This is a genomic window from Bradyrhizobium iriomotense (assembly GCF_018130765.1).
GTDB classification, from domain to species: domain Bacteria; phylum Pseudomonadota; class Alphaproteobacteria; order Rhizobiales; family Xanthobacteraceae; genus Bradyrhizobium; species Bradyrhizobium iriomotense_A.
In genome coordinates, this window is record NZ_JAFCJZ010000004.1 from 204,248 (window position 1) to 227,615 (window position 23,368).

The 23,368-nt window shown below is 65.3% G+C and carries 22 protein-coding genes; 8 read left to right on the top strand and 14 right to left on the bottom strand.

Annotated features, from left to right (window positions below; all coding sequences use genetic code 11):
- Positions 1-112: 112 nt before the first annotated feature.
- The 5 genes from JQ635_RS09630 to JQ635_RS09650 are packed head-to-tail and all read right to left on the bottom strand — an operon-like array spanning position 113 to position 3,265.
- Positions 113-844 (bottom strand): HAD family hydrolase, encoded by a 732-nt coding sequence (locus JQ635_RS09630; RefSeq protein WP_246583408.1) that lies wholly within the window; start codon positions 842-844, stop codon positions 113-115.
- Between the two features lie 8 nt (positions 845-852).
- Positions 853-1,740: an oxygen-dependent coproporphyrinogen oxidase gene (gene hemF, locus JQ635_RS09635; protein WP_246583409.1), complete on the bottom strand. Its 888-nt coding sequence runs from the start codon at positions 1,738-1,740 to the stop codon at positions 853-855.
- Between the two features lie 16 nt (positions 1,741-1,756).
- Positions 1,757-2,122: a 6-pyruvoyl trahydropterin synthase family protein gene (locus JQ635_RS09640; protein ID WP_211409864.1), complete on the bottom strand. Its 366-nt coding sequence runs from the start codon at positions 2,120-2,122 to the stop codon at positions 1,757-1,759.
- 17 nt (positions 2,123-2,139) lie between these two features.
- Positions 2,140-2,772 (bottom strand): 7-carboxy-7-deazaguanine synthase, encoded by a 633-nt coding sequence (gene queE / locus JQ635_RS09645; RefSeq protein WP_211409624.1) that lies wholly within the window; start codon positions 2,770-2,772, stop codon positions 2,140-2,142.
- Between the two features lie 10 nt (positions 2,773-2,782).
- Positions 2,783-3,265, bottom strand: coding sequence for a tRNA (cytidine(34)-2'-O)-methyltransferase (locus JQ635_RS09650; RefSeq protein WP_211409625.1), 483 nt, complete (start codon positions 3,263-3,265; stop codon positions 2,783-2,785).
- 281 nt (positions 3,266-3,546) lie between these two features.
- Here JQ635_RS09650 and petA point away from each other — a divergent pair, with 281 nt between their 5' ends.
- The 6 genes from petA to JQ635_RS09680 all read left to right on the top strand — a co-directional run bounded on the left by petA (position 3,547) and on the right by JQ635_RS09680 (position 11,201).
- A complete protein-coding gene (gene petA / locus JQ635_RS09655) occupies positions 3,547-4,077 on the top strand; it encodes a ubiquinol-cytochrome c reductase iron-sulfur subunit (protein ID WP_011085272.1) in 531 nt (176 codons plus the stop codon).
- Between the two features lie 62 nt (positions 4,078-4,139).
- Positions 4,140-6,203, top strand: a complete 2,064-nt coding sequence (fbcH, locus tag JQ635_RS09660; RefSeq protein ID WP_211409626.1) for a cytochrome b/c1 — start codon at positions 4,140-4,142, stop codon at positions 6,201-6,203.
- A 241-nt stretch (positions 6,204-6,444) separates the two neighbouring features.
- Positions 6,445-7,119, top strand: coding sequence for a dienelactone hydrolase family protein (locus JQ635_RS09665; protein WP_211409627.1), 675 nt, complete (start codon positions 6,445-6,447; stop codon positions 7,117-7,119).
- 332 nt (positions 7,120-7,451) lie between these two features.
- On the top strand, positions 7,452-9,617 hold the full coding sequence (locus JQ635_RS09670; RefSeq protein ID WP_211409628.1) for an anthranilate synthase component I: 2,166 nt from the start codon (positions 7,452-7,454) through the stop codon (positions 9,615-9,617).
- A 115-nt stretch (positions 9,618-9,732) separates the two neighbouring features.
- Entirely contained in the window at positions 9,733-10,272 is a 540-nt protein-coding gene (locus JQ635_RS09675; protein WP_018323310.1) for an adenine phosphoribosyltransferase, read from the top strand.
- Positions 10,273-10,397: 125 nt separating this feature from the next.
- A complete protein-coding gene (locus tag JQ635_RS09680; protein ID WP_211409629.1) occupies positions 10,398-11,201 on the top strand; it encodes a hypothetical protein in 804 nt (267 codons plus the stop codon).
- Positions 11,202-11,207: 6 nt separating this feature from the next.
- Here JQ635_RS09680 and JQ635_RS09685 read toward each other — a convergent pair whose 3' ends face one another.
- The 9 genes from JQ635_RS09685 to JQ635_RS09725 all read right to left on the bottom strand — a co-directional run bounded on the left by JQ635_RS09685 (position 11,208) and on the right by JQ635_RS09725 (position 21,462).
- Complete coding sequence (locus JQ635_RS09685) at positions 11,208-11,540, bottom strand: GIY-YIG nuclease family protein (RefSeq protein ID WP_211409630.1); 333 nt, start codon at positions 11,538-11,540, stop codon at positions 11,208-11,210.
- Between the two features lie 91 nt (positions 11,541-11,631).
- Positions 11,632-12,300 (bottom strand): hypothetical protein, encoded by a 669-nt coding sequence (locus tag JQ635_RS09690; RefSeq protein ID WP_211409631.1) that lies wholly within the window; start codon positions 12,298-12,300, stop codon positions 11,632-11,634.
- 60 nt (positions 12,301-12,360) lie between these two features.
- Positions 12,361-13,113, bottom strand: a complete 753-nt coding sequence (locus tag JQ635_RS09695; protein WP_183244267.1) for a hypothetical protein — start codon at positions 13,111-13,113, stop codon at positions 12,361-12,363.
- A 209-nt stretch (positions 13,114-13,322) separates the two neighbouring features.
- Positions 13,323-14,531 (bottom strand): M48 family metallopeptidase, encoded by a 1,209-nt coding sequence (locus tag JQ635_RS09700; RefSeq protein ID WP_211409632.1) that lies wholly within the window; start codon positions 14,529-14,531, stop codon positions 13,323-13,325.
- A 142-nt stretch (positions 14,532-14,673) separates the two neighbouring features.
- Positions 14,674-15,234 (bottom strand): LemA family protein, encoded by a 561-nt coding sequence (locus tag JQ635_RS09705; protein ID WP_211409633.1) that lies wholly within the window; start codon positions 15,232-15,234, stop codon positions 14,674-14,676.
- Positions 15,235-15,372: 138 nt separating this feature from the next.
- A complete protein-coding gene (locus tag JQ635_RS09710) occupies positions 15,373-16,350 on the bottom strand; it encodes a small ribosomal subunit Rsm22 family protein (protein ID WP_211409634.1) in 978 nt (325 codons plus the stop codon).
- Positions 16,351-16,484: 134 nt separating this feature from the next.
- Positions 16,485-19,949 carry a chromosome segregation protein SMC gene (smc, locus tag JQ635_RS09715; RefSeq protein WP_211409635.1) on the bottom strand — a complete coding sequence of 1,155 codons (3,465 nt, stop codon included), beginning with the start codon at positions 19,947-19,949 and terminating at the stop codon, positions 16,485-16,487.
- A 218-nt stretch (positions 19,950-20,167) separates the two neighbouring features.
- Positions 20,168-20,824, bottom strand: a complete 657-nt coding sequence (locus JQ635_RS09720; RefSeq protein WP_211409636.1) for a DsbA family protein — start codon at positions 20,822-20,824, stop codon at positions 20,168-20,170.
- A 140-nt stretch (positions 20,825-20,964) separates the two neighbouring features.
- A complete protein-coding gene (locus tag JQ635_RS09725) occupies positions 20,965-21,462 on the bottom strand; it encodes a DUF721 domain-containing protein (protein ID WP_211409637.1) in 498 nt (165 codons plus the stop codon).
- 109 nt (positions 21,463-21,571) lie between these two features.
- Here JQ635_RS09725 and mutY point away from each other — a divergent pair, with 109 nt between their 5' ends.
- Complete coding sequence (gene mutY / locus JQ635_RS09730; RefSeq protein ID WP_211409638.1) at positions 21,572-22,681, top strand: A/G-specific adenine glycosylase; 1,110 nt, start codon at positions 21,572-21,574, stop codon at positions 22,679-22,681.
- A 52-nt stretch (positions 22,682-22,733) separates the two neighbouring features.
- Positions 22,734-23,153: a PaaI family thioesterase gene (locus tag JQ635_RS09735; RefSeq protein ID WP_211409639.1), complete on the top strand. Its 420-nt coding sequence runs from the start codon at positions 22,734-22,736 to the stop codon at positions 23,151-23,153.
- Positions 23,154-23,368 lie beyond the last annotated feature (215 nt).

A 23,368-nucleotide genomic window follows, 5' to 3' on the forward strand; every position in this document is an offset into this window, starting at 1 on the left:
CTGTTTTGCCCGACGGGTCAAAGGCGTTTCGTAAAATCCGTAAGCCTTTGATTTTGCAGCATCCGGCTACTGTGCATGGGGTTGTTTTCGCTGTTTTGTTTTTGCGCCCCGGTTACGGCTGGTCCGGCACCAGTTCGGTCAGCGAGCGGATGATGCGGTCGGGCTTGACGGTCGAGCCTTCGGGCAGGCCGTCGCCATGCACGTCCATCCAGATCGCATAGATGCCGAGACGCTGCGGCGTCACGACTTCCCATTCCAGATTGTCGCCGATCATCCAGGTGTCTTTGGCGGTGACGCCGAGGGCCTCCATCGCGTGCAGATAGGCGCGCTCCTCGGGCTTGCCGAAACCGTGCTCGCCCTCGATCTGGATGTGGTGGAAGCGGTGCGCGAGCTCGAAGCGCTCGACCTTGGCGCGCTGCATGTCGGCGGCGCCATTGGTGACCAGCGCCAGCTTGATACCGAGCGCCTTGAGCTTGTCGATCGCCTCATGCGCGCCGGGGAAGACGAACATCTCCTCCTCGCGATAGGCGGTGAAGCGGTCGGCGAGGCGGATGGCGAGATCGTCGGGTAGCGCCCGATGGCCGGCCGCCGCGAGCGCGGCAAAGCCGCCCTTGACCGTGATGTGCCGCGCCTCGGCGAGCTTCATCCGCCAGGCGGCTTCAGCGTTGGCCCAGAAGTTTCGCGCGAAGGCCAGCACGGCGGTCGCGACCTGCTCCGGCGGCAGCGGCGCAAGCTCCTCGGCAAACTCGTTCGCGATCGTATTCCAGGCGATCTCGGGCCGGCCATAGGCGGACAGGATGGTGTCGTCCATGTCGATCAGCATGGCGCGGGGGAGCGGCGGCATCGGGGGGCTCATGGCCACTTCACCTCCGGCGGCAGCGACGACAGGATCGAATCCACATTGCCGCCGGTCTTCAGCCCGAAGATGGTGCCGCGGTCATAGAGCAGGTTGAACTCGACATAGCGGCCGCGCCGGATCAGTTGCTCCTCGCGGTCCGCAGCCGTCCAGGCGCTCGCGAAATTGCGCCGGACGATGTCAGGATAGATCTTCAGGAAGGCGCGGCCGACGTCCTGGGTGAAGGCGAGGTCGGCATCCCAGTCGCCGCTGTCGTGCCAGTCGTAGAAGATGCCGCCGATGCCGCGCGCCTCTTTCCGGTGCGGCAGGTAGAAATACTCGTCGCACCACTTTTTGTATTTGTCGTAATCGGCAACGCCGTTCGGCTGCGCGCAGGCCTCCTCCATCGCCGCGTGGAAGGCGATGCTGTCTGCATCCTCCTGCGTGCGCCGGCGGTCCAGCACCGGCGTGAGATCGGCGCCGCCGCCGAACCAGGCTTTCGTGGTGACGACGAAGCGCGTGTTCATGTGCACGGCAGGGACATTCGGATTACGCATGTGCGCGATCAGCGAGATGCCGGACGCCCAGAACTTCGGGTCCTCGGCGGCGCCGGGGATCTGTGCACGAAACTCGGGCGCGAATTCGCCGTGCACGGTCGAGCAGTGCACGCCGACCTTCTCGAACAGCCGGCCATGCATCATCGACATCACGCCGCCACCGCCGGCCGCACCGGTGTGGTCGGTGCGCTGCCAGGGCGTGCGTGTGAAGCGGCCGGCTTCGCCCGGATAAAGGGCTTGGGGCGCATCATCCTCGAGGCGCTCGAAGCTCGCGCAGATGTCGTCGCGCAAGGTCTCGAACCAGGCGCGGGCGCGCGTCTTGCGGTCTTCGATCAGAGTCGGGTCCATTGTCGATGCCATCGTGTCAGCCTTGCGGACCGTAATAGGTGCAGCTCTCGTTGCAACTGTCACGGTGGATGCTGACGCGGGTGAGCTTGCCGATATGCGCCAGCCGCTCCCAGACGAAGCGTGACAGGTTCTCCAGCGTCGGCTTGCCCAGCGCCTCGATCTTGTTGAGGAACTTGTGGTCGAGCGCGAGCCGCACGTCCTCGATGGCGCGCTGGAGCAGGCCGAGATCGATCACCATGCCGGTGTCGGGGGCGGGCGTGCCGCGCACGGTCACCTCGGCGCGGAAGGAGTGGCCGTGGATCTCTTCGCTCGCCGCGCCAAAGGTCGTTCCCGACAGCGAATGCGCCGCCTCGAAGCGGAACGATTTCGTCAATTCCCACATCTGTTCGAAAACCAATCCTACCTGATGCCGAGCGATTTATGCGTCTGCACGCTGAGCCGCCATTGCGGATGATGCAGGCAGTAGTCGATCGCCCGTGCGGTGTTTTCAGCGACGTCAGGCCCGTCCATCGGCTGCAGCGAGAAGCGCTCGAAGGCGAGGCCTTCGAAAGTCTCGGGCGCGGCGAGGGCCTGGGGGTAGACCAGCTTCAACTCGTGGCCGCGGCGCAGCACGAGCTCGCTGCCGCCCTTCGGGCTGACGCAGATCCAGTCGAGTCCTTCGGGCGCCTCGATCGTGCCGTTGGTCTCGACGCCGATCTCGAAGCCGCGCGCATGGAGCGCCGCGATCAGGGCGGTATCGACCTGGAGCAGCGGCTCGCCGCCGGTCAGCACCACGTAGCGGTTCTCGGCGCTCGCGGTCCATTGTGCGGCGATGGTGTCGGCGAGGTCCGCGGCCGAGGCATAGCGGCCGCCCAGCGTGCCGTCGGTGCCGACGAAATCCGTGTCGCAGAACTTGCAGGTCGCATCCAAGCGGTCGGCCTCGCGGCCGCTCCAGAGGTTGCAGCCGGCAAAGCGGCAGAACACCGACGCGCGCCCGGCATGGGCGCCTTCGCCTTGCAGGGTCAGGAAGATCTCCTTGACCGCGTAACTCACTCGTCTCTCCTCAATCCTGTGGACCGCAATCCTGTAGACCGCTCGGGTTCCGGACCTGCCGCAGCGCCTCGCCTGCGGCCATCGCCGCGCTCATGGCGACATTGAGCGATCGCAGCCCTGCCGCGATCGGGATCACCAGCCGCGCATCGGCGGCCTCGATTACCGCGTCGGTGACGCCGGCGCTCTCGCGTCCGAATAGCAGGATGTCCGAGCTCTGGTAATGAAAATCGCGGTAATCGGTGGCGGCCTTGGTGGTGAACAGCAGCAGGCGGTAGCCTTGTGCCGCGCGCCACTCCTCGAACCTCGCCCAGGAGTCGTGGCGGGTAATGCTGACATGGTCGAGGTAATCCATTCCCGCCCGGCGGAAATGCCGGTCGGAGACCGGGAACCCAGCCGGTTCGATGATATGGGCGGCGATGCCCAGACAGGCGCACAGCCTGAGAATCGTGCCGGTGTTCTGGGGGATGTCGGGCTGGAAAAGTGCGATCTGCATGGGCGCTAGCGGGCTGGTTGCGGGCCGGAAATGTCTCAATAAAACATCGCCTGCCCGGGAATTCGTGCATTGCACGCTTCCCCGCCGTTAGCGGGCTTGCGCTCGCCCGGCAAGGGTGCCAATAGAACGATTCTGGACTGCTGTTTTCGCGCTGTTTTGGCGGGGACAAGTCAAGTTCTGCCGCCGCGGGGGGCCGCGGGCGCCGGCAGCACTGTTCTGGGGACCTTTGGGGGGCTCCTGGAGCGGTTCCACCGGCAGCATAAGAAGAAAGGGTTGGAATCGTGACGACAGCGTCTTCGGCGGACCATCCGACACGCCGTGATTTCTTATTCGTTGCAACGGGGGCAGCTGCAGCAGTAGGGGGCGCGGCCGCGCTCTGGCCCTTCATCTCGCAAATGAATCCTGATGCGTCCACGATCGCCGCCGGTGCGCCGATCGAGGTCGATCTCAGCCCGATCGCCGAGGGCCAGGACATCAAGGTGTTCTGGCGCGGCAAGCCGATCTACATCAGCCACCGCACCAAGAAGCAGATCGACGAGGCGCGCGCCGTCAACGTGGCGAGCCTGCCCGATCCGCAGTCCGACGAGGCCCGGGTCAAGTCCGGCCACGAGCAGTGGCTGGTCGTGATCGGCATCTGCACCCATCTCGGTTGCATCCCGATCGCCCATGAAGGCAATTACGACGGGTTCTTCTGCCCCTGCCATGGTTCGCAGTACGATTCGTCCGGCCGCATCCGCCAGGGGCCCGCGCCCGCGAACCTGCCGGTGCCGCCGTACCAGTTCGTTTCCGACACCAAAATCCAGATCGGCTGAGCTTCGGAGCCACGTCCGAAGCTTCGCGCCGTCTCGTCGTTATATTTCCTCAGGATCGCATCATGAGCGGACCATCCGACTACCAGCCGAGCAATCCGGCCCTGCAATGGATCGAGCGGCGCCTGCCGATCCTCGGTCTCATGCACTCTTCCTTTGTCGCCTATCCCACCCCGCGCAACCTGAACTATTGGTGGACCTTCGGCGCCATCCTCTCCTTCATGCTGGGGATGCAGATCCTGACCGGCGTGATCCTGGCGATGCACTACACGCCAAATGCCGATCTCGCCTTCAAGTCGGTCGAGCTGATCGTCCGTGACGTGAACTACGGCTGGCTGCTGCGCAACATGCACGCGGTCGGTGCCTCGATGTTCTTCGTCGCGGTCTACGTCCACATGTTCCGCGGCCTTTACTACGGGTCGTACAAGGAGCCGCGCGAGGTGCTGTGGATCCTCGGCGTCATCATCTACCTCTTGATGATGGCGACCGGCTTCATGGGCTACGTGCTTCCCTGGGGCCAGATGAGCTTCTGGGGCGCCACCGTCATCACCAACCTGTTCTCCGCCATTCCCTATGTCGGCGAGAGCATCGTGACGCTGCTGTGGGGCGGCTATTCGGTCGGCAACCCGACGCTGAACCGCTTCTTCTCGCTGCACTATTTGCTGCCGTTCCTGATCGCGGGCGTGGTCGTGCTCCACGTCTGGGCGCTGCACGTCGCCGGCCAGAACAATCCTGACGGCGTCGAGCCGAAGACGGAAAAGGACACGGTGCCGTTCACGCCGCACGCGACCATCAAGGACATGTTCGGCGTCGCCTGCTTCCTGTTGCTCTACGCCTGGTTCATCTTCTACATGCCGAACTATCTGGGCGATGCCGACAACTACATTCCGGCGAACCCGGGCGTGACGCCGCCGCACATCGTGCCGGAATGGTACTACCTGCCGTTCTACGCGATCCTGCGCTCGATCCCGAACAAGCTCGCGGGCGTCATCGCGATGTTCTCGGCGATCATCATCCTGTGCTTCCTGCCCTGGCTCGATGCCGCCAAGACCAGGTCGTCGAAGTACCGTCCGCTGGCCAAGCAGTTCTTCTGGATCTTCGTCGTGGTCTGCATCCTGCTCGGCTATCTCGGCGCGCAGCCGCCGGAAGGCATCTATGTGATCGCCGGCCGGGTGCTGACGGTGTGCTACTTCGCCTACTTCCTGATCGTGCTGCCGCTGCTCTCGCGCATCGAGACGCCGCGGCCGGTGCCGAACTCGATCTCGGAGGCGATTCTCGCCAAGGGCGGCAAGGCCGCGGCCTCCGTGGCGATCGTGCTGGTCGCCGCCGGCGCGCTGTTCCTCGGCAGCTTGCAGGATGCCCGTGCCTCCGAAGGCAGCGACAAGCCGCCGGGCAACAAATGGTCGTTCGCCGGCCCCTTCGGCAAGTTCGACCGCGGCGCGCTCCAGCGCGGCCTGAAGGTCTACAAGGAAGTCTGCGCCAGCTGCCACGGCCTGTCCTACGTCGCCTTCCGCAACCTCGCGGAGCCCGGCGGACCCGGCTATTCCGTGGCGCAGGCGGCGGCCTTCGCCTCCGAGTACAAGGTCAAGGACGGTCCGAACGATGCCGGCGACATGTTCGAGCGTCCCGGCCGGCCGGCGGACTATTTCCCCTCGCCGTTCCCGAACGAGCAGGCCGCCCGCGTGGCGAACGGCGGCGCGGCGCCGCCCGACCTGTCGTTGATCACCAAGGCGCGCTCCTACGGCCGCGGCTTCCCCTGGTTCATCTTCGACTTCTTCACCCAGTACCAGGAGCAGGGCCCGGACTACGTCGCGGCGGTGCTCCAGGGGTTTGACGACCACGTGCCGGAGGGTGTGACCATCCCGGAGGGCTCGTACTTCAACAAGTACTTCCCGGGCCACGCCATCAAGATGCCGAAGCCGCTCAGCGACGGCCAAGTGACCTATGACGACGGCTCGCCGACCACGGTTGCGCAGTACTCCAAGGACGTCACCACGTTCCTGATGTGGACCGCCGAGCCGCACATGGAGGCCCGCAAGCAGCTCGGCTTCCAGGTGTTCGTGTTCCTGATCATCTTCGCGTTCATGATGTACTTCACCAAGAAGAAGGTCTGGGCCGACTCGCACTGAGCGGCGCGAGACGGGACGAAATGAAAAAGCCCCCGCAAGGGGGCTTTTTTGTTGGTTGTCATTCCGGGGCGATGCGTCAGCATCGAGCCCGGAATCCATGCATCCATCAACTCCGCGGCCCAATGGATTCCGGGCTCGCGCTATCGCGCGCCCCGGAATGACGGGAGTGTGGATTGCGTCATTCGCTCGTACCCGCCAAAATACCCTCAACCGCTCCCCCAGAAACTCACCGGAGGACACCATGGGAACCACCATCACCTTCAAGCGCCCGGACGGCAAGGACGCCTCGGGCTATCTCGCCAATGCCGCGCGCGGCAATGCGCCGGGGGTGGTCGTGATCCAGGAATGGTGGGGCCTGTCGGACCAGATCAAGGGCCTGTGCGACCGCTTTGCGCTCGCCGGCTTCGATGCGCTGGCGCCCGATCTCTACAAGGGCAAGGTGGTGCCGTATCACGACACGGATTCCGCCAACAAGGAGATGAACTCGCTCGACTTCATGGACGCCACCACGCAGACCGTGCGCGGCGCCACGCAGTACCTGTCGCGCAACGGCGCCAAGGTCGGGCTGACCGGCTTCTGCCTCGGTGGTGCCGTGACCATCATCGGCGCGACCAAGATCCCGGAGCTCGCCGCCGGCGTCGTGTTCTACGGCATTCCGCCGGAGCAGGCCGCCAAGCCCGCCGACGTCAAGATCCCGCTCCAGGCCCATTTCGCCAACAAGGACGATTGGTGCACGCCGGAGCTGGTGGGCGGCTTCGAAAAGGCCATGAAGGCTGCCGGCAAGTCGCTGGAGCTGTTCCGCTATGACGCCGAGCACGCCTTCGTCAACGAGCAGCGCCAGGCCGTGCACGACCGCGAAGCCGCCGAGCTCGCCTGGGGCCGGGCGACGGAGTTTTTCCGGAAGCATCTGGGGTAACCGGCGCATGGTAGCGCCACAATCTCAGTGTCGTCCCGGCCTAGCGCGCAATTGCGCGCTAGGCCGGGACGACGGCGGAGATTGACGTCGCTCCATCCGGGCTACGGCACGGGGCCCACCCTTGACGCCGCCCCCGGGCCATGGTGAGTATCGCCCCATGAGCACCGCCGTCCGCCCAGTCCGTCTTTGGTGGCGCACCTCCTGACGAGGTGGCCGGTGCGATTTCTTTTCCCAAAATCGTCGAAGGTCGCCAGCACAGCGCGGCGGCCTGATCGTTTGTCCTGTGTGGCGTTCCCTCGGCAAGTCTCGTAAGAGGACCCCAAGAGGATCACATGAACAGGACAGTCTTTGCCCTCCCGGCCAGAAGTGAGTACGCGACCCGCGCGGGTCTCGCGATCACGCGCGTGGCGGAGCAGTTTACCGGCGGCGCCAACAGGCTCGACGATCTCGTCAACCTGCTCGACCGCCGCCGCGGCGTGGTGCTGTCCTCGGGCACGACCGTGCCCGGCCGCTACGAGAGTTTTGACCTTGGCTTCTCCGATCCGCCTCTCAAGCTCGAGACATCAGGCGTCAACTTCAAGCTGGAAGCGCTGAACGCGCGTGGGCAGGTGCTGATCGCCTTCCTCGCCGACGTCTTGCGCGAGCCCTGTGTCGTCATCTCCGAGAAGAGCGCGACGCGCCTTGCCGGCCACATCATCCGCGGCGATGCGCCGGTCGAGGAGGACCAGCGCACCCGCCGCGCCAGCGTGATGTCGCTGGTGCGCGACATCATTGCCGCCTTCTCCGCCAGTGACGACGGCCTGCTCGGCCTGTTCGGCGCCTTCGCCTACGACCTCGTGTTCCAGATCGAGGACCTCGTGCAGAAGCGTCCGCGCGAGCAAGACCAGCGCGACATCGTGCTGTACGTGCCCGATCGCCTGCTGGCCTATGACCGCGCCACCGGCCGCGGCGTCGTGCTCTCCTACGACTTCGCCTGGAAGGGCAAATCGACGGAAGGCCTGCCGCGCGAGACCGCCGACAGTCCGTATCTGAAGACGCCGCGCCAGGGCTTTGCCGATCACGCCCCCGGCGAATATCAGGCCACCGTCGAGACCGCGCGCGCGGCCTTCGCCCGTGGCGATCTGTTCGAGGCGGTGCCGGGCCAGCTGTTCGCCGAGCCCTGCGACCGCTCGCCGGCCGAAGTTTTCCAGCGTCTCTGCGTCATCAACCCGTCGCCCTATGGCGCGCTGATGAATCTCGGCGAGGGCGAGTTTCTGGTCTCGGCCTCGCCGGAAATGTTCGTGCGCTCGGACGGGCGCCGCGTCGAGACCTGCCCGATCTCGGGCACGATCGCGCGCGGCACCGACGCGATCGGCGATGCCGAGCAGATCCGCCAGCTCCTGAACTCGGAGAAGGACGAGTTCGAGCTCAACATGTGCACCGACGTCGACCGCAACGACAAGGCGCGCGTCTGCGTCCCCGGCACCATCAAGGTGCTGGCGCGGCGGCAGATCGAGACCTACTCAAAGCTGTTCCACACTGTCGACCATGTCGAGGGCATGCTGCGCCCCGGCTTCGATGCGCTCGACGCCTTCCTCACCCATGCCTGGGCCGTGACCGTCACCGGTGCGCCAAAGCTCTGGGCGATGCAGTTCGTCGAGGATCACGAGCGCTCGCCGCGGCGCTGGTATGCGGGTGCGATCGGTGCGGTGAATTTCGACGGCAGCATCAACACCGGCCTCACCATCCGCACCATCCGCATGAAGGATGGCCTTGCCGAAGTGCGCGTCGGCGCCACCTGCCTGTTCGATTCCGATCCCGCCGCGGAAGACCGCGAGTGCCAGGTCAAGGCGGCTGCCTTGTTCCAGGCGCTGCGCGGCGATCCGCCAAAGCCGCTCTCGACTTTTGCGCCCGATGCCACCGGTTCGGGCAAGCAGGTGCTGCTGATCGACCACGACGACAGTTTCGTGCACATGCTCGCCGATTATTTCCGCCAGGTTGGCGCTGACGTCACCGTGGTCCGCTATGTGCATGCGCTCGACATGCTCAAGCGGAAGAAATGGGATTTGCTCGTGCTGTCGCCCGGACCAGGCAGACCTGAGGATTTCGGGATCAAGACAACGATCGATGCGGCGCTGGAGAAGAAACTGCCGGTGTTCGGCGTCTGCCTCGGCGTGCAGGCGATCGGCGAATATTTCGGCGGCGAGCTCAGCCAGCTCACCCATCCCGCCCACGGCCGGCCCTCGCGGGTCCAGGTGCGGGGCGGGCGGCTGATGCGCAACCTGCCGAACGAGATCGTCATCGGCCGCTATCACTCGCTCTTTGTCGAGCGCGACAGCATGCCGGAGGTGCTGAACGTCACCGCCAGCACCGAGGACGGCGTCGCCATGGCGCTGGAGCACAAGACCCTGCCGGTCGCCGGCGTGCAATTCCATCCGGAATCGCTGATGTCGCTCGGCGGCGAGGTGGGACTACGTATTGTCGAAAACGCGTTCCGGCTGGATGCTGGTGCGAATTGAGTGCATGTTTCATACTCGTCATTCCGGGGCGATGCGCAGCATCGAACCCGGAATCTCGAGATTCCGGATTCGGCTCTTCGAGCCGCTCCGGAATGACAGCTAACATGGGATACAAATGACCTTTGACCACGACATCAAGGCGAGCGTCCGCACCATCCCCGACTATCCCAAGCCGGGGATCATGTTCCGCGACATCACGACCCTGCTCGCGGACGCGCGCGCCTTCCGCCGCGCGGTGGACGAACTCGTCAATCCCTGGGCCGGCAACAAGATCGACAAGGTCGCCGGCATGGAGGCGCGCGGCTTCATCATCGGCGGCGCGGTGGCGCATCAGCTCTCGGCCGGCTTCGTGCCGATCCGCAAGAAAGGCAAGCTGCCGCACACCACCGTGCGCATCGCCTACTCGCTCGAATACGGCATCGACGAGATGGAGATGCATGTCGACGCCATCCAGCCCGGCGAGCGCGTGATCCTGGTCGACGACCTCATCGCCACCGGCGGCACCGCCGAGGGCGCGGTGAAGCTGCTGCGCCAGATCGGCGCCAACGTCGTCGCCGCCTGCTTCATCATCGACCTGCCCGAGCTCGGCGGCGCAGCCAAGCTGCGCGCCATGGACGTGCCGGTGCGCACGCTCATGACGTTCGAGGGGCACTGACCTTCGTCGCTTTGCGGGGACGACGGTCAAGACCTCTGCAGCTTCACGCTGATCTCGAAGATCGCGGCATGTCGTGTGATCCCGTCGGATCCGCTGATGAAGCTCGGTTGCGGTGAGATCTCATCATGGAAGATCATCCTCTCCTGACCGCGCTGGCAAACTGGCCAGGTCGTGTTTCGACACAGCTTGCCTTCGAGGCGCGCGGCTTTGTGGTCCACAGGGCGTGGCAGAATCGAATGATCGAGTTCTGCGGCGAGAGCCAGGCGGAATTGCTCAATCGATACTGGGATGAGGTCGCGTTGGAGACAATGCGGTGCGCGGGAAAGGTGCTTTCCGAGACGCGGTATTTCGGCATTGAACAGAAATACCGTTCTGCATTTTTGGATGAGCTCTTTGCCGTCAGGGATTTTGTCGAGCCTCCATTTCAAACCCCTCCTCTCGTCAGAGGCTTGTATGAACATATGAAGAAATCCTGGTTTGACAGGGAGTTCGCAAATAGCGAGTCAGCCTTCATCAGGATGCAGAAGAGGCAGGAGGTCGAGCGTCTGGCAATCCCAACGGCAGGTTGGACAGGAAAGAAACGAGACGTTCTTCCCTTCATCGATGAATTTAGCTCGGTGCACGCATTCAAGCGCCGCCGCAATCGCTGGCACAAGAGTCCAGGCGGTGGCCTCGTCTTCGAGATCGGCACTGACCTCGGAGGGAGTGCTTATTGTACCCAGATGCCATTGATGTTTCGGATTTTCCACGCGGACGATGCCGGATTTGCGTTCGAACTGGGAGGGAACGAGCCGTTTGACCAGCTTGTTTACGGAAGTCGATTATACGGGGGAGGCGGGGATGCCAGCCAGTTTGTGCTGGGAATTCGGGCCAATATTGAGCTGTTTGACGTAATCGCCATGTCACTTGCGGCTTCTCAGCAAGCTTAGAGCGCGTCAGATCGCCTCCGCCTTCAGCTCCAACCGCCAATGCAGCATGCGTTCCTTCAGGAGCGCGTTTCTGACGTAGCTGCTCTCCTCGTCCTCCAGCCGCTCGCATTCGCCGAACATCACGCCTGCCTCGCCATGCGCGTTCCAGGCGGCCTGGAGGCTGCTGCAGGTGTGGTTGCCCTGGCGGAGCGAGAACCAGATGCGGTTCTGGATGGTCGCGAGGTTCGGCGCCTGACCCACCCAGGCCTCGCCTGAGGCCAGGCAGCGGATGACATAGATGCCCGCAATGGTCTTCCGCTCCTTGTAGGCGGCGATGGCTGCTTTCCGGTCGATGCTCACGGGTGGGACCTATGCTGAGGGGACGCCGATGGGCGCCCTCAATAATCGGGGTCCGGCCCGCAGTCAATATTATCCGGGTATAATTATCGCCTCAGGAACGTTGCAGGATCAGGCTGAGCTCCAGCTCCCGGAACGCGAGATAATTCCTCCGGATCCACTGGTGCAGCTCGGTGGAGTGGTCCTTCTCCTGGCGCAGATAGCCGGTGAAGGAGAAGCTCAGCCGGTCGATATAGGTCTTGAGGAAGCCGGGCAGCGCGGGCAGGCGGAACAGCCGGCCGCCGGCCATCGCAGGCGGCAGCTCGCCGCGCACGACATATTCGTTGTCCACCGTGATCAGGTTCATCCGCGGGATCTGCCCGCGCAGCATCTCATGGGCGCGTGCCGAGACGCGGTCGGTATCGGCGACAAACAGGATCTGGGGCGCGACGTGCCGGCGCGCCGCCTCCTTGAGCAGGCCGATCTCCTCGGTCATCTTGAAGAACTCGTCGAAGGCGTGGAAGCCGAGGTCGATCACCTTGGCAAGGCCGTCATCGAGGATGACGCGGTCCATCAGCTGCATCTTGCCGTAGGTGTCGATCACGTCGGCGGTCTCCGTGATCTTCGGCAAATAGTCCAGCAGCGACGGCTCCTTCAGGTTGACGTCGAAGGCCGCGACATTGCCGTTCTTGAGCAGCAGGAATTCGCTCAAGAGTCGCGCCAGCAGGGTCTTGCCGACCTGCGGGCGGGGCGAGCAGATGATGTAGACGGGCGTCGCGGGCATCAACAGCTATATCAGGCCAACTCACCGCCCAATCCAGCCGTATCAGCCCTGCTTGCGCAACTATTTTTCGCTGTTGCGGGTGGCGGGCTTCGAACCGACGATGTCGGTCAGCCGGATGCGGTCGAACTCGCTCCAGACATTGGCCAGCCAGTGCCGGACATAGCCGCGCAGCACGAACGAATAGTTCGCGGCCTCGTCGCTGATGCCCTTGTTGGCGACGAACTTCAGGAACGGAACGGAGGACACCTCGACCTGCTCATAGGCCATTTCGTTGAGCTTGGGGATGGTCAGCTCGGTCGCGTCCTTGATGCGATGGAAGTAGGAATTATAGGTCGCCTGGTCCCACTGGAAGAACTGGGTGTCGTTGATGAAGTTCTTGACCAGGAAATATTTCGCGCCGGTCATGAAGCCCGCGGTCTCGGCGATCTCCTCCAGCGAGGCGATCGAGGGTCCGAGGATATGGAACACGGCAAAGGTGATCTGGCCGGCCTTGGCCGCATCGAGGAAGCCGATGTCGCGGAGCGAAGCCAGCGCCGGCGAGAGCAGGCCGGCGCGGACGTCGATGACGGTGACCGAAGGGCTGACAGCGTTGAGCGTGTCAAAGATCTTCATCTGGTCAGCCGTGGTCGTCATGTCGACGATCTCGGTGATATCAGGATGGAAGCGCTTCAGGGTTCCACGCGGCGACTCCGTGTCGAAGGCGCGCGTCGGCACGTTGTTGGCTGAGAAATAATCGAGCAGGGTGCGCGATACCGTGGTCTTGCCGACCCCGCCCTTGTCCGCGCCCACCACAACCACTGCCGGCTTTGCCATTGCTGTCCCCTAACGCGCGCCCCCGATCGCGAGGTCGCAATCGGCCGGGCCCCAAATCGATGTCCCAAAAGACGTCCCAAGTCTGCTGTTGGGCGCGAACATGGCAGAAACAAGGGAGAATTCAAATCCTCGGGCCCCGGTTGCGGCAATTCCCGAGGTTTTTCCCAATCGGTGCGAAACCCGCCACGAACCGCGGCCGATCGCGCCGCTCAGTGGCGGCCCCACGGTCCCATCGGATTGGCTGCCGGGGCTCCTGACGGGCTTGGTGCGGGAACGGGCGCCGGATTGGCCGGACCGGCTGCATCGCCCCATGGTCCCTGCGACAGCGGTGGCGGGGTATCCTCTGCCCCAGGTTGTTCCGTCTCGCCCTGATCCGTCTCCTCAGCGGGGTCCGGCAGCGGACCCGGGTCATGGCCGCCGGCGAACTTGACGAGGGCATCGACCCGGGACTGCACGGAAGGGTGGGTCGCGAACAGGTCGGCAAAGCCCTCGCGCGGATTGTCGACGCAGAGCTCCATCACCGCCGAGGTCGCGCCCGGCAGCTCGCCGCGGTTCTCGATCTTGCGCAGCGCCGAGATCATCGCATCAGGGTCTTTGGTCAGCTCGACTGAGCCGGCGTCGGCGAGATATTCGCGCGAGCGCGACAATGCGAGCTTCACCACCTGCGACATCAGCCAGGCCACCACAATCAGCACGACCGCGATGATGATGACGATCACCGCGCCGCCGCCGGAATTCTTGCTGTCGCTGCTTGAGGAGGACGAGCGCGACGACGAGGAGGAGCCCGAGGACCACGAGCCGCCGGAGTTCCAGCTCAAATTCGTGAACAGGCGGAAGAACAATTCGCCGAAGAAGCCGACCACGCCGGCGATGATGACGGCGACCACCATCAGCTGCACGTCGCCGTTCCTGATGTGGGTCAGCTCGTGACCCAGCACCGCTTCGATCTCCTTGTCGTTCAGCGCATTGAGGAGACCGGTGGTAACGGTGACCGAATATTGCCGCGGGTTGAGGCCGGTCGCGAACGCATTCAGCGCCGGGCTCTCCATGATCTTCAGCTTCGGCATGGTGATGCCGCGCGAGATGCAGAGGTTTTCCAGCAGGTTGTAGAGCCGCGGCTCCTCCTGCCGGGTGACGTCATGGCCGCCGGTCACCGCGTCGATCATCGACTGGTGGAAGAAATAGGCGATCACGACCCAGAGCGCCGTCACGATCGTCGCCACCGGTGCGGCGACTTTCAGGTCATAGAAGGCGTGGCTCAGGTAGAAGGCGACGGTCCGGTTGCTGTCGATGAGGACTTCGGCGACTAGCGCGCCGGCATAGACCAGCACATAGACCAGCGCGAACAGGCCGGCGAGCAGCAGCATCGAACGAAACTTGTTCGAGGCGATGTGCGTGTAGAGACCATACGCGGCCATGGCTGCTTCCGTTTAATCACCGTCATTCCGGGGTAGGCCGGAGGCCTGAACCCGGAATCCAGAGATTGGTGATCTCAATGAGATTCCGGGTTCGATGCTGCGCATCGCCCCGGAATGACAGCATCTGTTGCGCACGCTCAAATCAGAACTTCACCTGAGGCGCCGCCTCGACCTCGGTGCGGCTGGCGCCGAGATCGAAGAAGTCCTTCTTGGTGAAGCCAAACATGCCGGCGAACAAAGCGGCGGGCATCTGCTGGATGCCGGTGTTGTATTCCTGAACTGCGTTGTTGAAGAAGCGGCGGCTGGCCGCGATCTTGTTCTCGAGGTCCGACAGCTCGCTCGCGAGCTGCTGGAAATTGGCGTTGGCCTTGAGGTCCGGATAGGCCTCCGACAGCGCGATCAGCCGGCCGAGCGCGCCGGAGAGCTGGTTCTCGGCGGCGGACACCTGCGCCGGACCCTGCGCCGACATCGCCGAATTGCGCGCCTTGATGACGTCGTCGAGCGTGCCGCGCTCATGCGAGGCATAGCCCTTCACCGTCTCGACCAGGTTCGGGACCAGGTCGTGGCGCTGCTTGAGCTGCACGTCGATATCGGCAAAGGCCTGGCCGACGCGCTGGCTCAGCGCCACCAGACGGTTGTAGGCGGTGAACGCCAGGAACACGAGGACGACGATGACGCCGAGAACGATCCAGCCGGTCGACATGGAGAACTCCTGAAGGGGAAGAAGGCGGGCGCTAGGGTAGACCAAATTGGCGCAGGGCGAGAGCCCCGGCGCAGAGGGGAGGCAAGACTTGGTCGGATGAGGAACCGTCCGAGTTCAAGGCAAAAGCCCCGAACGAGGTTAACTTTCGGACATGACGGCATCGCCCCAGCGCCAGCGCCGGGCGTTTGCATAGGCTGCCTTGTCGCGGCGGGGCACCTTCGTGAGCTCAAGGCCACTCTCGGTGCAAAGCTTGGCCGTGATCTCGGCCTTGCCGACATCCGGCGGCGCCAGCACGCGCGCGGCGCGCGCCGCCGGTGGCGTGCGGGTGAGGGCGACGTAGATGAAACGTTCGTCCTCGAACGGCACCTCGGCGCCCTTGATCTGGCGATGCGCCTGCGAGCGGGGCAGGCGCTGGGAGAAATGGCACCAGTCGGGCGCGGCGAGCGGGCAGGGCCTTTCGTGCGGGCAGGGGGCGGCGACGAACGCGCCAGCTGCGATCAGCTGCTGGCGCAGCGCGAGGATGCGGGCGTAGCCGGCGGGCGTGCCGGGCTCGATCACGACCAGCGCGTGGCGCGCTTTCGCCCACATGGCCTCCGCAAGCTTGCGCTGATCGCCTTCGTTGAGCTCGCCGATGATGTAGCTGGCAACGACGAGATCGGCCTCTGAGACCTCGGCGAGGTTGCCGCCGGCATCGCCCGGCAGATAGCGACACTCGGCCAGACGCGTGCTGTCGCGCGCCAGTTCGAGCGCTAGTCTGCTGAGCGTGGCGTTGGCGTCGAGCAGCGTAAAATCCTGCAGCGATGGAAAGGCCTCTGCGGCGGCCCAGCTTGCAGTGCCCGGGCCTGCGCCGACGTCGAGCAGCGTTTCAGGCGCGAGGTCCGGCGCGCTTTCGGTCAGCGCATTCAGGCTTGCGGCCACCGCCGCGTAGGTCGCAGGCATCCGTGCCAGCGCATAGGCGAGGGCATCGGCTTCCGACTTGATCGTGCCGGAGCCGCCGCCTGAGCGATAGGTGGTCGAGATTTTCTGAGATCGCTGTGCGGCGTCGGTACGGGAGAAGCCTTGCAGCTTGCCGTCGAGGGCTGCTTTCAATTCGGCGGGGAGGGTGGGGGAGATCATGCTTGCCCACCGTCATTCCGCGGCGCGCGTAGCGCGAACTCTGATGCGCAATTGCGCATCAGAGAATCTGGAGATTGTAGCGCGAGATTCCGGGTTCGATGCTGCGCATCGCCCCGGAATGACGGTCAATCTTCTCACGCCACGTTCTGGTCGAGAATGTCCACCGCCTCGGCCAGGCTTACCGACACCAGCTGCGACACGCCGCGCTCGGCCATGGTGACGCCGAACAGACGGTTCATCCGCGCCATGGTGATCGGGTTGTGTGTGATGATGATGAAGCGCGTGTCGGTCGAGCCGGTCATCTCGTGCAAGAGGTTGCAGTACCGTTCGACGTTGTGGTCGTCGAGCGGTGCGTCGACTTCGTCCAGCACGCAGATCGGCGAGGGGTTGGTCAAGAACACCGCGAAGATCAGGGCCATCGCGGTCAGCGCCTGCTCACCGCCCGAGAGCAGCGACAGCGTCTGCGGCTTCTTGCCCGGGGGCTTTGCGATGATCTCGAGGCCGGCTTCGAGCGGGTCGTCGCTCTCGATCAAATGCAGCGCGGCCTCGCCGCCGCCGAACAGCTCGACGAACAGGCGCTTGAAGTGGTTGTTGACGACCTCGAACGAGGTCAAGAGCCGCTCGCGCGCTTCCTTGTTGAGGCTCTGGATGCCCTGGCGCAGCCGCTTGATGGCCTCGACCAGGTCATCGCGCTCGGTGACGAGGCCGGTGTGCTGGGTCTCGACCTCGCGCAGCTCTTCCTCGGCGCGCAAATTGACTGCGCCGAGGCGCTCGCGGTCGCGGCGCATCTTTTCGAGATCTTCCTCGATGTCATGCAGCGGCGGCAGCTCCGTGCCGGGCTCGATCTCGGCGAGGCCGGCAACCGCCTGCGGCTCGACCTCGAGCATGTCGCGGATCTCGCGCTCGATGTCCTCGAGCCGGCGGCGGGCGCCTTCCATGCGCTCCTCGGCGCGGGCGGTGGCCTCGCGTGAGCTGGAGAGGGCTTCGAGCGTCAGCTTGGCGACGCGATCGGTCTCGGCCATTGCGCTTTCCGCGGTGGCGAGTGCGTCGGCGGCCATGCGGCGGTCGTTCTCCGCGTATTCGATCTCGGTGATCAGCGCGCTGCGCTTCTCGGCGAACACTTGCGGCGCGTTTTCAAGATCGCTGCGCTCGATCGTGAGTTCGGCGATACGGGCCTGGATGGTGTCGATGTGAGAGGCCGCGCTCTCCTTGCGGTTCTGCCACTCGGTGCGCTCGGCGAGGATCGCCTGCACGCGGCGGTCGGCGAGCTCGGCCTCGCGCGCCAGCGCCTGTGCCTCGGCGCGGACCTGGGCGGCCATGCGGCGATGAGCCTCGATGTCGCTGCGGACGGCGGCGAGGCGGGTCTCTGTGTCCTCGCTCGACGGCAGCTCGCTGATGCCGGCCTCGGCATATTCGTAGGCGGCTTCAGCCTCGGCGCGGTCGGCGGCGAGGCGGCTGTGCGCTTCCGACAGCGTCGCCTTGCGGGCGGCGTGGCGGCTGATCTCGCGCTCGGCAGTGGCATGGCGCTCACGCGCGACGTTCAGCTCGCGCTGCGCGGCACGCCAGGCTTCGCGGCTCGCGCCTTCGGTGCTCGCGGCCATCTGCAGCTCGGACTCGGCATTCTCCAGCGCCTGGCGCTTGATCTGCGCGTCGATGCGGGCCTGCTCCAGCTCGTTCTCGATATCGACGAGGCGGGCGCGCTCGGCGAGGCGGCGCGCCGCACCGGTTGGCGCGTGCGCCGCGGCCACAAAACCGTCCCAGCGCCAGACGTCGCCCTCGGGCGAGACCAGCCGCTGGCCGGTCTTGAGCTGAGAGACCAGCTCGGCGCCGCGCTCGCGCGGCACCACGCCGATCTGCGCAAGGCGGCGGGTCAGCTCGGCCGGCGCCTGCACATGGTTGGAGAGCGGAGCGGCGCCTTCGGGCAGCTCCGGATCGCCCTCGGTATGTCCGACATTGGTCCAGCGCATCGGCGCCGACGGGTCGATCGGCGCGTCGAGGTCGTCGCCCAGCGCAGCGCCGATCGCTTTTTCAAAACCCTTGTCGACGGTGATGCCGTCGATGATCGGCGGCCACAGATTCTTGGTCTCGCCGTTGACGATCTTGGAGATCGTGCGCGCCTCGGTCTCCAGGCGCTGCACGCGCTTGTCGGCCTCGTTCAGCGGCGAGCGCGAGGATTCCAGCGTCTGGCGTGCCGCGACATGCGCGGCTTCGCTCGCTTGAGCTGCGGCTTCCGAGGCCGCCAGCGTCTGCTCCGCGGTCTCGACCAGCGCGGTCAGCTCGTCGAGATCGCCGAAGCCGCCGGTCGCTTCAGTGAGCTTCTGCTCCTCGGCGGTGACGTTCGCGATCTCCTGGTCGAGCCGGGCGAGCTTGTCGCGATGGGTGCGGACATTGGCTTCGAGCTGGTTGCGCTTGGCGGTGAGGTCGGCGAGCGCGGTGGTGAGCTCGGCGAATTGCTGCTCGGTCTCGGTCAGCACCGCCTCGGCCTCGCCGACGCGCTCGTCGACGCCGGAGCGCTTCTCGACGCGCGACTTGATCTCTTCCTTCAGCTCGGCGTCTTCGCTGTCGAGCCGCTGCAGCGCGACGTCGGCGTCCATGGTTTGTTGCTGAGCACGGGAAATGTCGCCTTCGAACTGGGCGAGGCGGCGCTCGAGCTCGGCGACGCGCTCCTTGGCGCGCTCTTCCTCGCGGTCGAGCAGCTCGCGGGCATTGGTCAGGCGCTGGAGGCCGGCGGCGGCGCGCGCTTCGGCATCGCGCAGCGCCGGCATTTCGGCGGCGCGGATCGCCTGGATGCGCGCGGCCTCGGCCTGGTGCTGGGTGCGCTCGGCCATCTCGCGGACGGCGAGATCGTGGGTCTGGCCGGATTCGTTGACGTCGGCATGGGCGCCGATCCAGCGCAGATGGAACAGGGTGGCTTCGGCCTTGCGGACCTTGGCCGCGACCTCGCGGTAGCGCACGGCCTGGCGGGCCTGCTTCTTCAAGCCTTCCATCTGGCCGGAGAGCTGGCCGATCACGTCCTCGACGCGGGTGAGGTTGGTTTCGGCCGCCTTCAGCCGCAGCTCGGCCTCGTGGCGGCGGGCATGCAGGCCGGCGACGCCGGCGGCGTCTTCCAGCACGCGGCGGCGCTGCTCGGGCTTGGCCTGGATGATCTCGCCGATCTTGCCCTGGTGGACGAGGGCGGGCGAGCGCGCGCCGGTGGCAGCATCGGCGAACAGGATCTGCACGTCGCGGGCGCGCACGTCGCGGCCGTTGATGCGATAGACCGAGCCGGCCTCGCGCTCGATACGGCGGGAGATTTCCAGCAACTGGCTGTCGTTCATCGCCGCCGGCGCGGTGCGATCGGCATTGTCGATCGTCATCGTCACTTCGGCGTGGTTGCGCGCGGGACGGTTGCCGGAGCCGGCGAAGATCACCGCGTCCATGTCGGCGGCGCGCAGCGACTTGTACGACGTTTCGCCCATCGCCCAGCGCAGCGCTTCGACGAGATTCGACTTGCCGCAGCCGTTGGGTCCGACCACGCCGGTCAGGCCGGGCTCGATGACGAAGTCCGTGGGCTCAACGAAGGACTTGAAGCCGTGAAGTCGCAGGCGGGTGATTTTCATAAGCACGCATCTCTGTTGGCAGGCGCGAATCCCCCTGCCGGGACAATACCATGGAAGGCAGTGTCGCTATCCGGGGCGAGTCGCGCGAGGCGCCTCATGCGGCTGGACAATGGCCGCGGCGCGCCGCGAGGGCAACCGGCGAAAGCCGCTTTTCCCAAGGGATTTATGCCGGGAAAGATACGGCTTTCGAGATGCGAATCAGGATCTTGACGAGCGAATCAGCTCTTCAGCAGCGGATTGATCTTCTTGGCGAACTCCTCGAACGAGGCCTCGCCCTTGATCTTTTCGCCGTTGATGAAGAAGGTCGGCGTCGAATCCACCTTCAACACGTCGCTGGCATATTTCTGGTCGGCGGCGATCTTGTCGAGCAGTGCCTGGTCCTTCAGGCAGGCTTCGACCTGCTGCTGGGTGAGGCCGGCCTGCTTGCCGATCCGCGTCAGGGTCTCGGTGGTGTTCTTCATCACCCAGTCGCTCTGCTGGCGGAACAGCATGTCGGTGACGGCGAAGTATTTCGGCGCGTCGTCCTTGGCGATGCAGCGCGAGAGCATCGAGCCGGCGGCCGCTTTGATGTCGAGCGGGAACTCGCGGAAGATGTAACGCACCTTGCCGGTGTCGATGTACTCCGACTTGATCTTGGGGAACACCTGCTCGTTGAAGGCGGCGCAGTGCGGGCAGGTCATCGAGGCGTATTCGGTGATGGTGACGGCGGCGTCCTTCGGGCCGAGGGCCATGTCGGGCAGCGATACGGGCTTCGCCACATCGGCGGCCGACTGTGCCATCGCCTCGGAGATGAACCGCAGCGGCGAGAGCCCGGCGACCGCGGCAAGCCCGGTCAGCGACAGCATCGTGGTGAAGGCGCGGCGGGTGATGATCAAGGTCGGCTCCCGAATTGGCAAGATGTCGCCCAAGGGATCGGGTCAAGGTTCCCGCCCGGGCGGCCTGTCGCTAGCTTGAAACGTCGCTTGAGGCAATGGCGGGCCGCAAGGACAGGTCCAGATTGACCGCGAAATGAGGCTCAATTTCGCTTGATGGCGGCCCCGAGCCGCGCCAGCGCCGTCTTCAATTGTTCATCTTCGATGTCGGTCAGGCTCTCCGCCACCTTGGCGACCGCCTTGGGGTCCGGCGGGCCGGGCCGCTTTCGGGTCCGGGGGCGTGACAGGGGAGCCTGGCGGAAGGCGAGCTTGCCGACCGCGCTCCAGCCGAAGAAGCGGTTGACCCGCTCCAGGATCACGTCTGCCGAGTGCTGGATCTCCAGCGCCATCGGCCCCTCGACCCGCAGCACCAGCGTCGCCGGCTCCTGCGGCTGGCCCTCGACCGGCCGCGGCCATTGCATCTTGAGCGGCTCGGCATGGGCCGCGATCTCGGGCCCTGCGATCTGCGCCCACCGCGTCACCAGCTCGCGCGCGGCAAAGCCCTGCTTGGCATAGGCCTCGGCAAAGACGTCGTTGAGCAGGATCCCGAGCGGTTTTGCGCTGATGGGACCGGGCTTGAAGATGGGACCGGATTTGGACATGGGGGCCTTATAGCACCGCCGGCGCGCCGCCATGAAGAAAGACGTGGATGCCCGCGGCCAGCGCGGGCATGACGTGGAGAGATTGGCTTGGGGCCGTTACAGTGAACGCATGAGCCGCAGATCCGCCCTGAACGTGAAATCGGAACCAGTTTTACCGGCGCGTCCGACGCTGCTTCTCCAGTGGTACGACCGCCATCGCCGCCGGCTGCCCTGGCGTGCGGCGCCGGGCGAAGTGTCGGACCCCTACCGCGTCTGGCTCTCCGAGATCATGCTGCAGCAGACCACCGTGAAGGCGGTCGGGCCCTATTTCGAAAAATTCGTCGCGCGCTGGCCTGACGTCACGGCGCTCGGCAGCGCCTCGCAGGATGACGTGCTGCGGATGTGGGCGGGGCTCGGCTATTACTCGCGCGCACGCAATCTCTACGCCTGCGCCGTCGCGGTGACGCGCGAGCATGGCGGCGTCTTTCCCGATACGGAGGAAGGGCTGCGCGCGCTGCCGGGGATCGGGCCCTACACGGCGGCGGCGATTGCGGCGATCGCGTTCGATCGCCGCACCATGCCTGTTGACGGCAATATCGAGCGGGTGGTGTCGCGGCTCTTTGCCGTTGAAGACGAGCTCCCGCAGGCAAAGCCCTTGATCCGGCAACTGGCTACGACGCTGCTCGCCAATTCGCGTGCCGGCGACAGCGCGCAGGCTTTGATGGATCTCGGCGCCTCGATCTGCACGCCGAAGAAGCCAGCCTGCTCGCTGTGCCCGTTGAATGAGGACTGCACGGCGCGCGCGCAAGGCACCCAGGAGACGTTCCCGCGCAAGGCGCCGAAGAAGAGCGGGACGCTGCGGCGCGGCGCCGCTTTCGTGGTGAGGCGCGTTGACGAACTGTTGGTTCGCTCGCGGCCCGAGAAGGGCTTGCTCGGCGGCATGACGGAAGTGCCGGGCTCGGATTGGCTCGCCGGCCAGGAGGATGCGACGGCGAAGCAGCAGGCGCCGGAGCTGAAGGGGCTGTCGCGCTGGCAGCGCAAGGTGGGCGTCGTCACCCACGTCTTCACGCATTTCCCGCTGGAGCTGGTGGTCTACACCGCCAAGGCCGAAGCGCGCACGCGCGCGCCCGCCGGCATGCGCTGGGTGCCGATCGCGACGCTTGCGGACGAGGCGCTGCCCAACGTCATGCGCAAGGTGATCGCGCACGCGCTGGATCTTTCGTCGGGCCCATCCTCCTGACAGCACGCTGGCAGCAGCGTTACGCTATCAGGGCGCGACACGGAGGCTGCCAATGGTCAAAACCGCGCTCGACAATTTTCCACGGCCGCCTTGCGCCGAGTTGCTCGGATGGCGCCTGCTCGACGCCCGCCCCGAGGAGGGATGGATCAGGCTGGGCTTCGAGGGCAAGCCCGAATTCTGCAATCCGGCGGGCTTCATCCAGGGCGGCATGCTTTCGGCCATGCTCGACGACACCATGGGCCCCGCCGTGCTGGTGATGAGCGAGGGCCGGCTCTACACCACCACCATCAGCATGACCGTGAATTTCCTCAGCCCCGCAAAGCCTGGCCCGATCATCGGCGAGGCGAGGGTGACGCAACTCGGCAAGACGATCGCGTTCGTCGAGGCGAAGCTGATGGCGGAGGATGGAACGGTTTTGGCAACGGCAAGCGCAAGCGAGCGGCTGCTGGAGGCGGCGAGGGTGGTGCGGTAAATAGTCTGGCCGCGCGCTCCTTCTTCCTTCTCCCCTTGCGGGAGAAGGTGGCGCGAAGCGCCGGATGAGGGGTATCTCTCCGCGGATTCAAACTGCGAGTTCGACACGCCGAGAGAACCCCTCACCCAAGTGAGTCTTGGTCTGCCAGCGTCGCTGCCCTCTCCCACAAGGGGCGAGGGCACATCAACGCGCATCTCGCTCCGAGCGAGAGCACT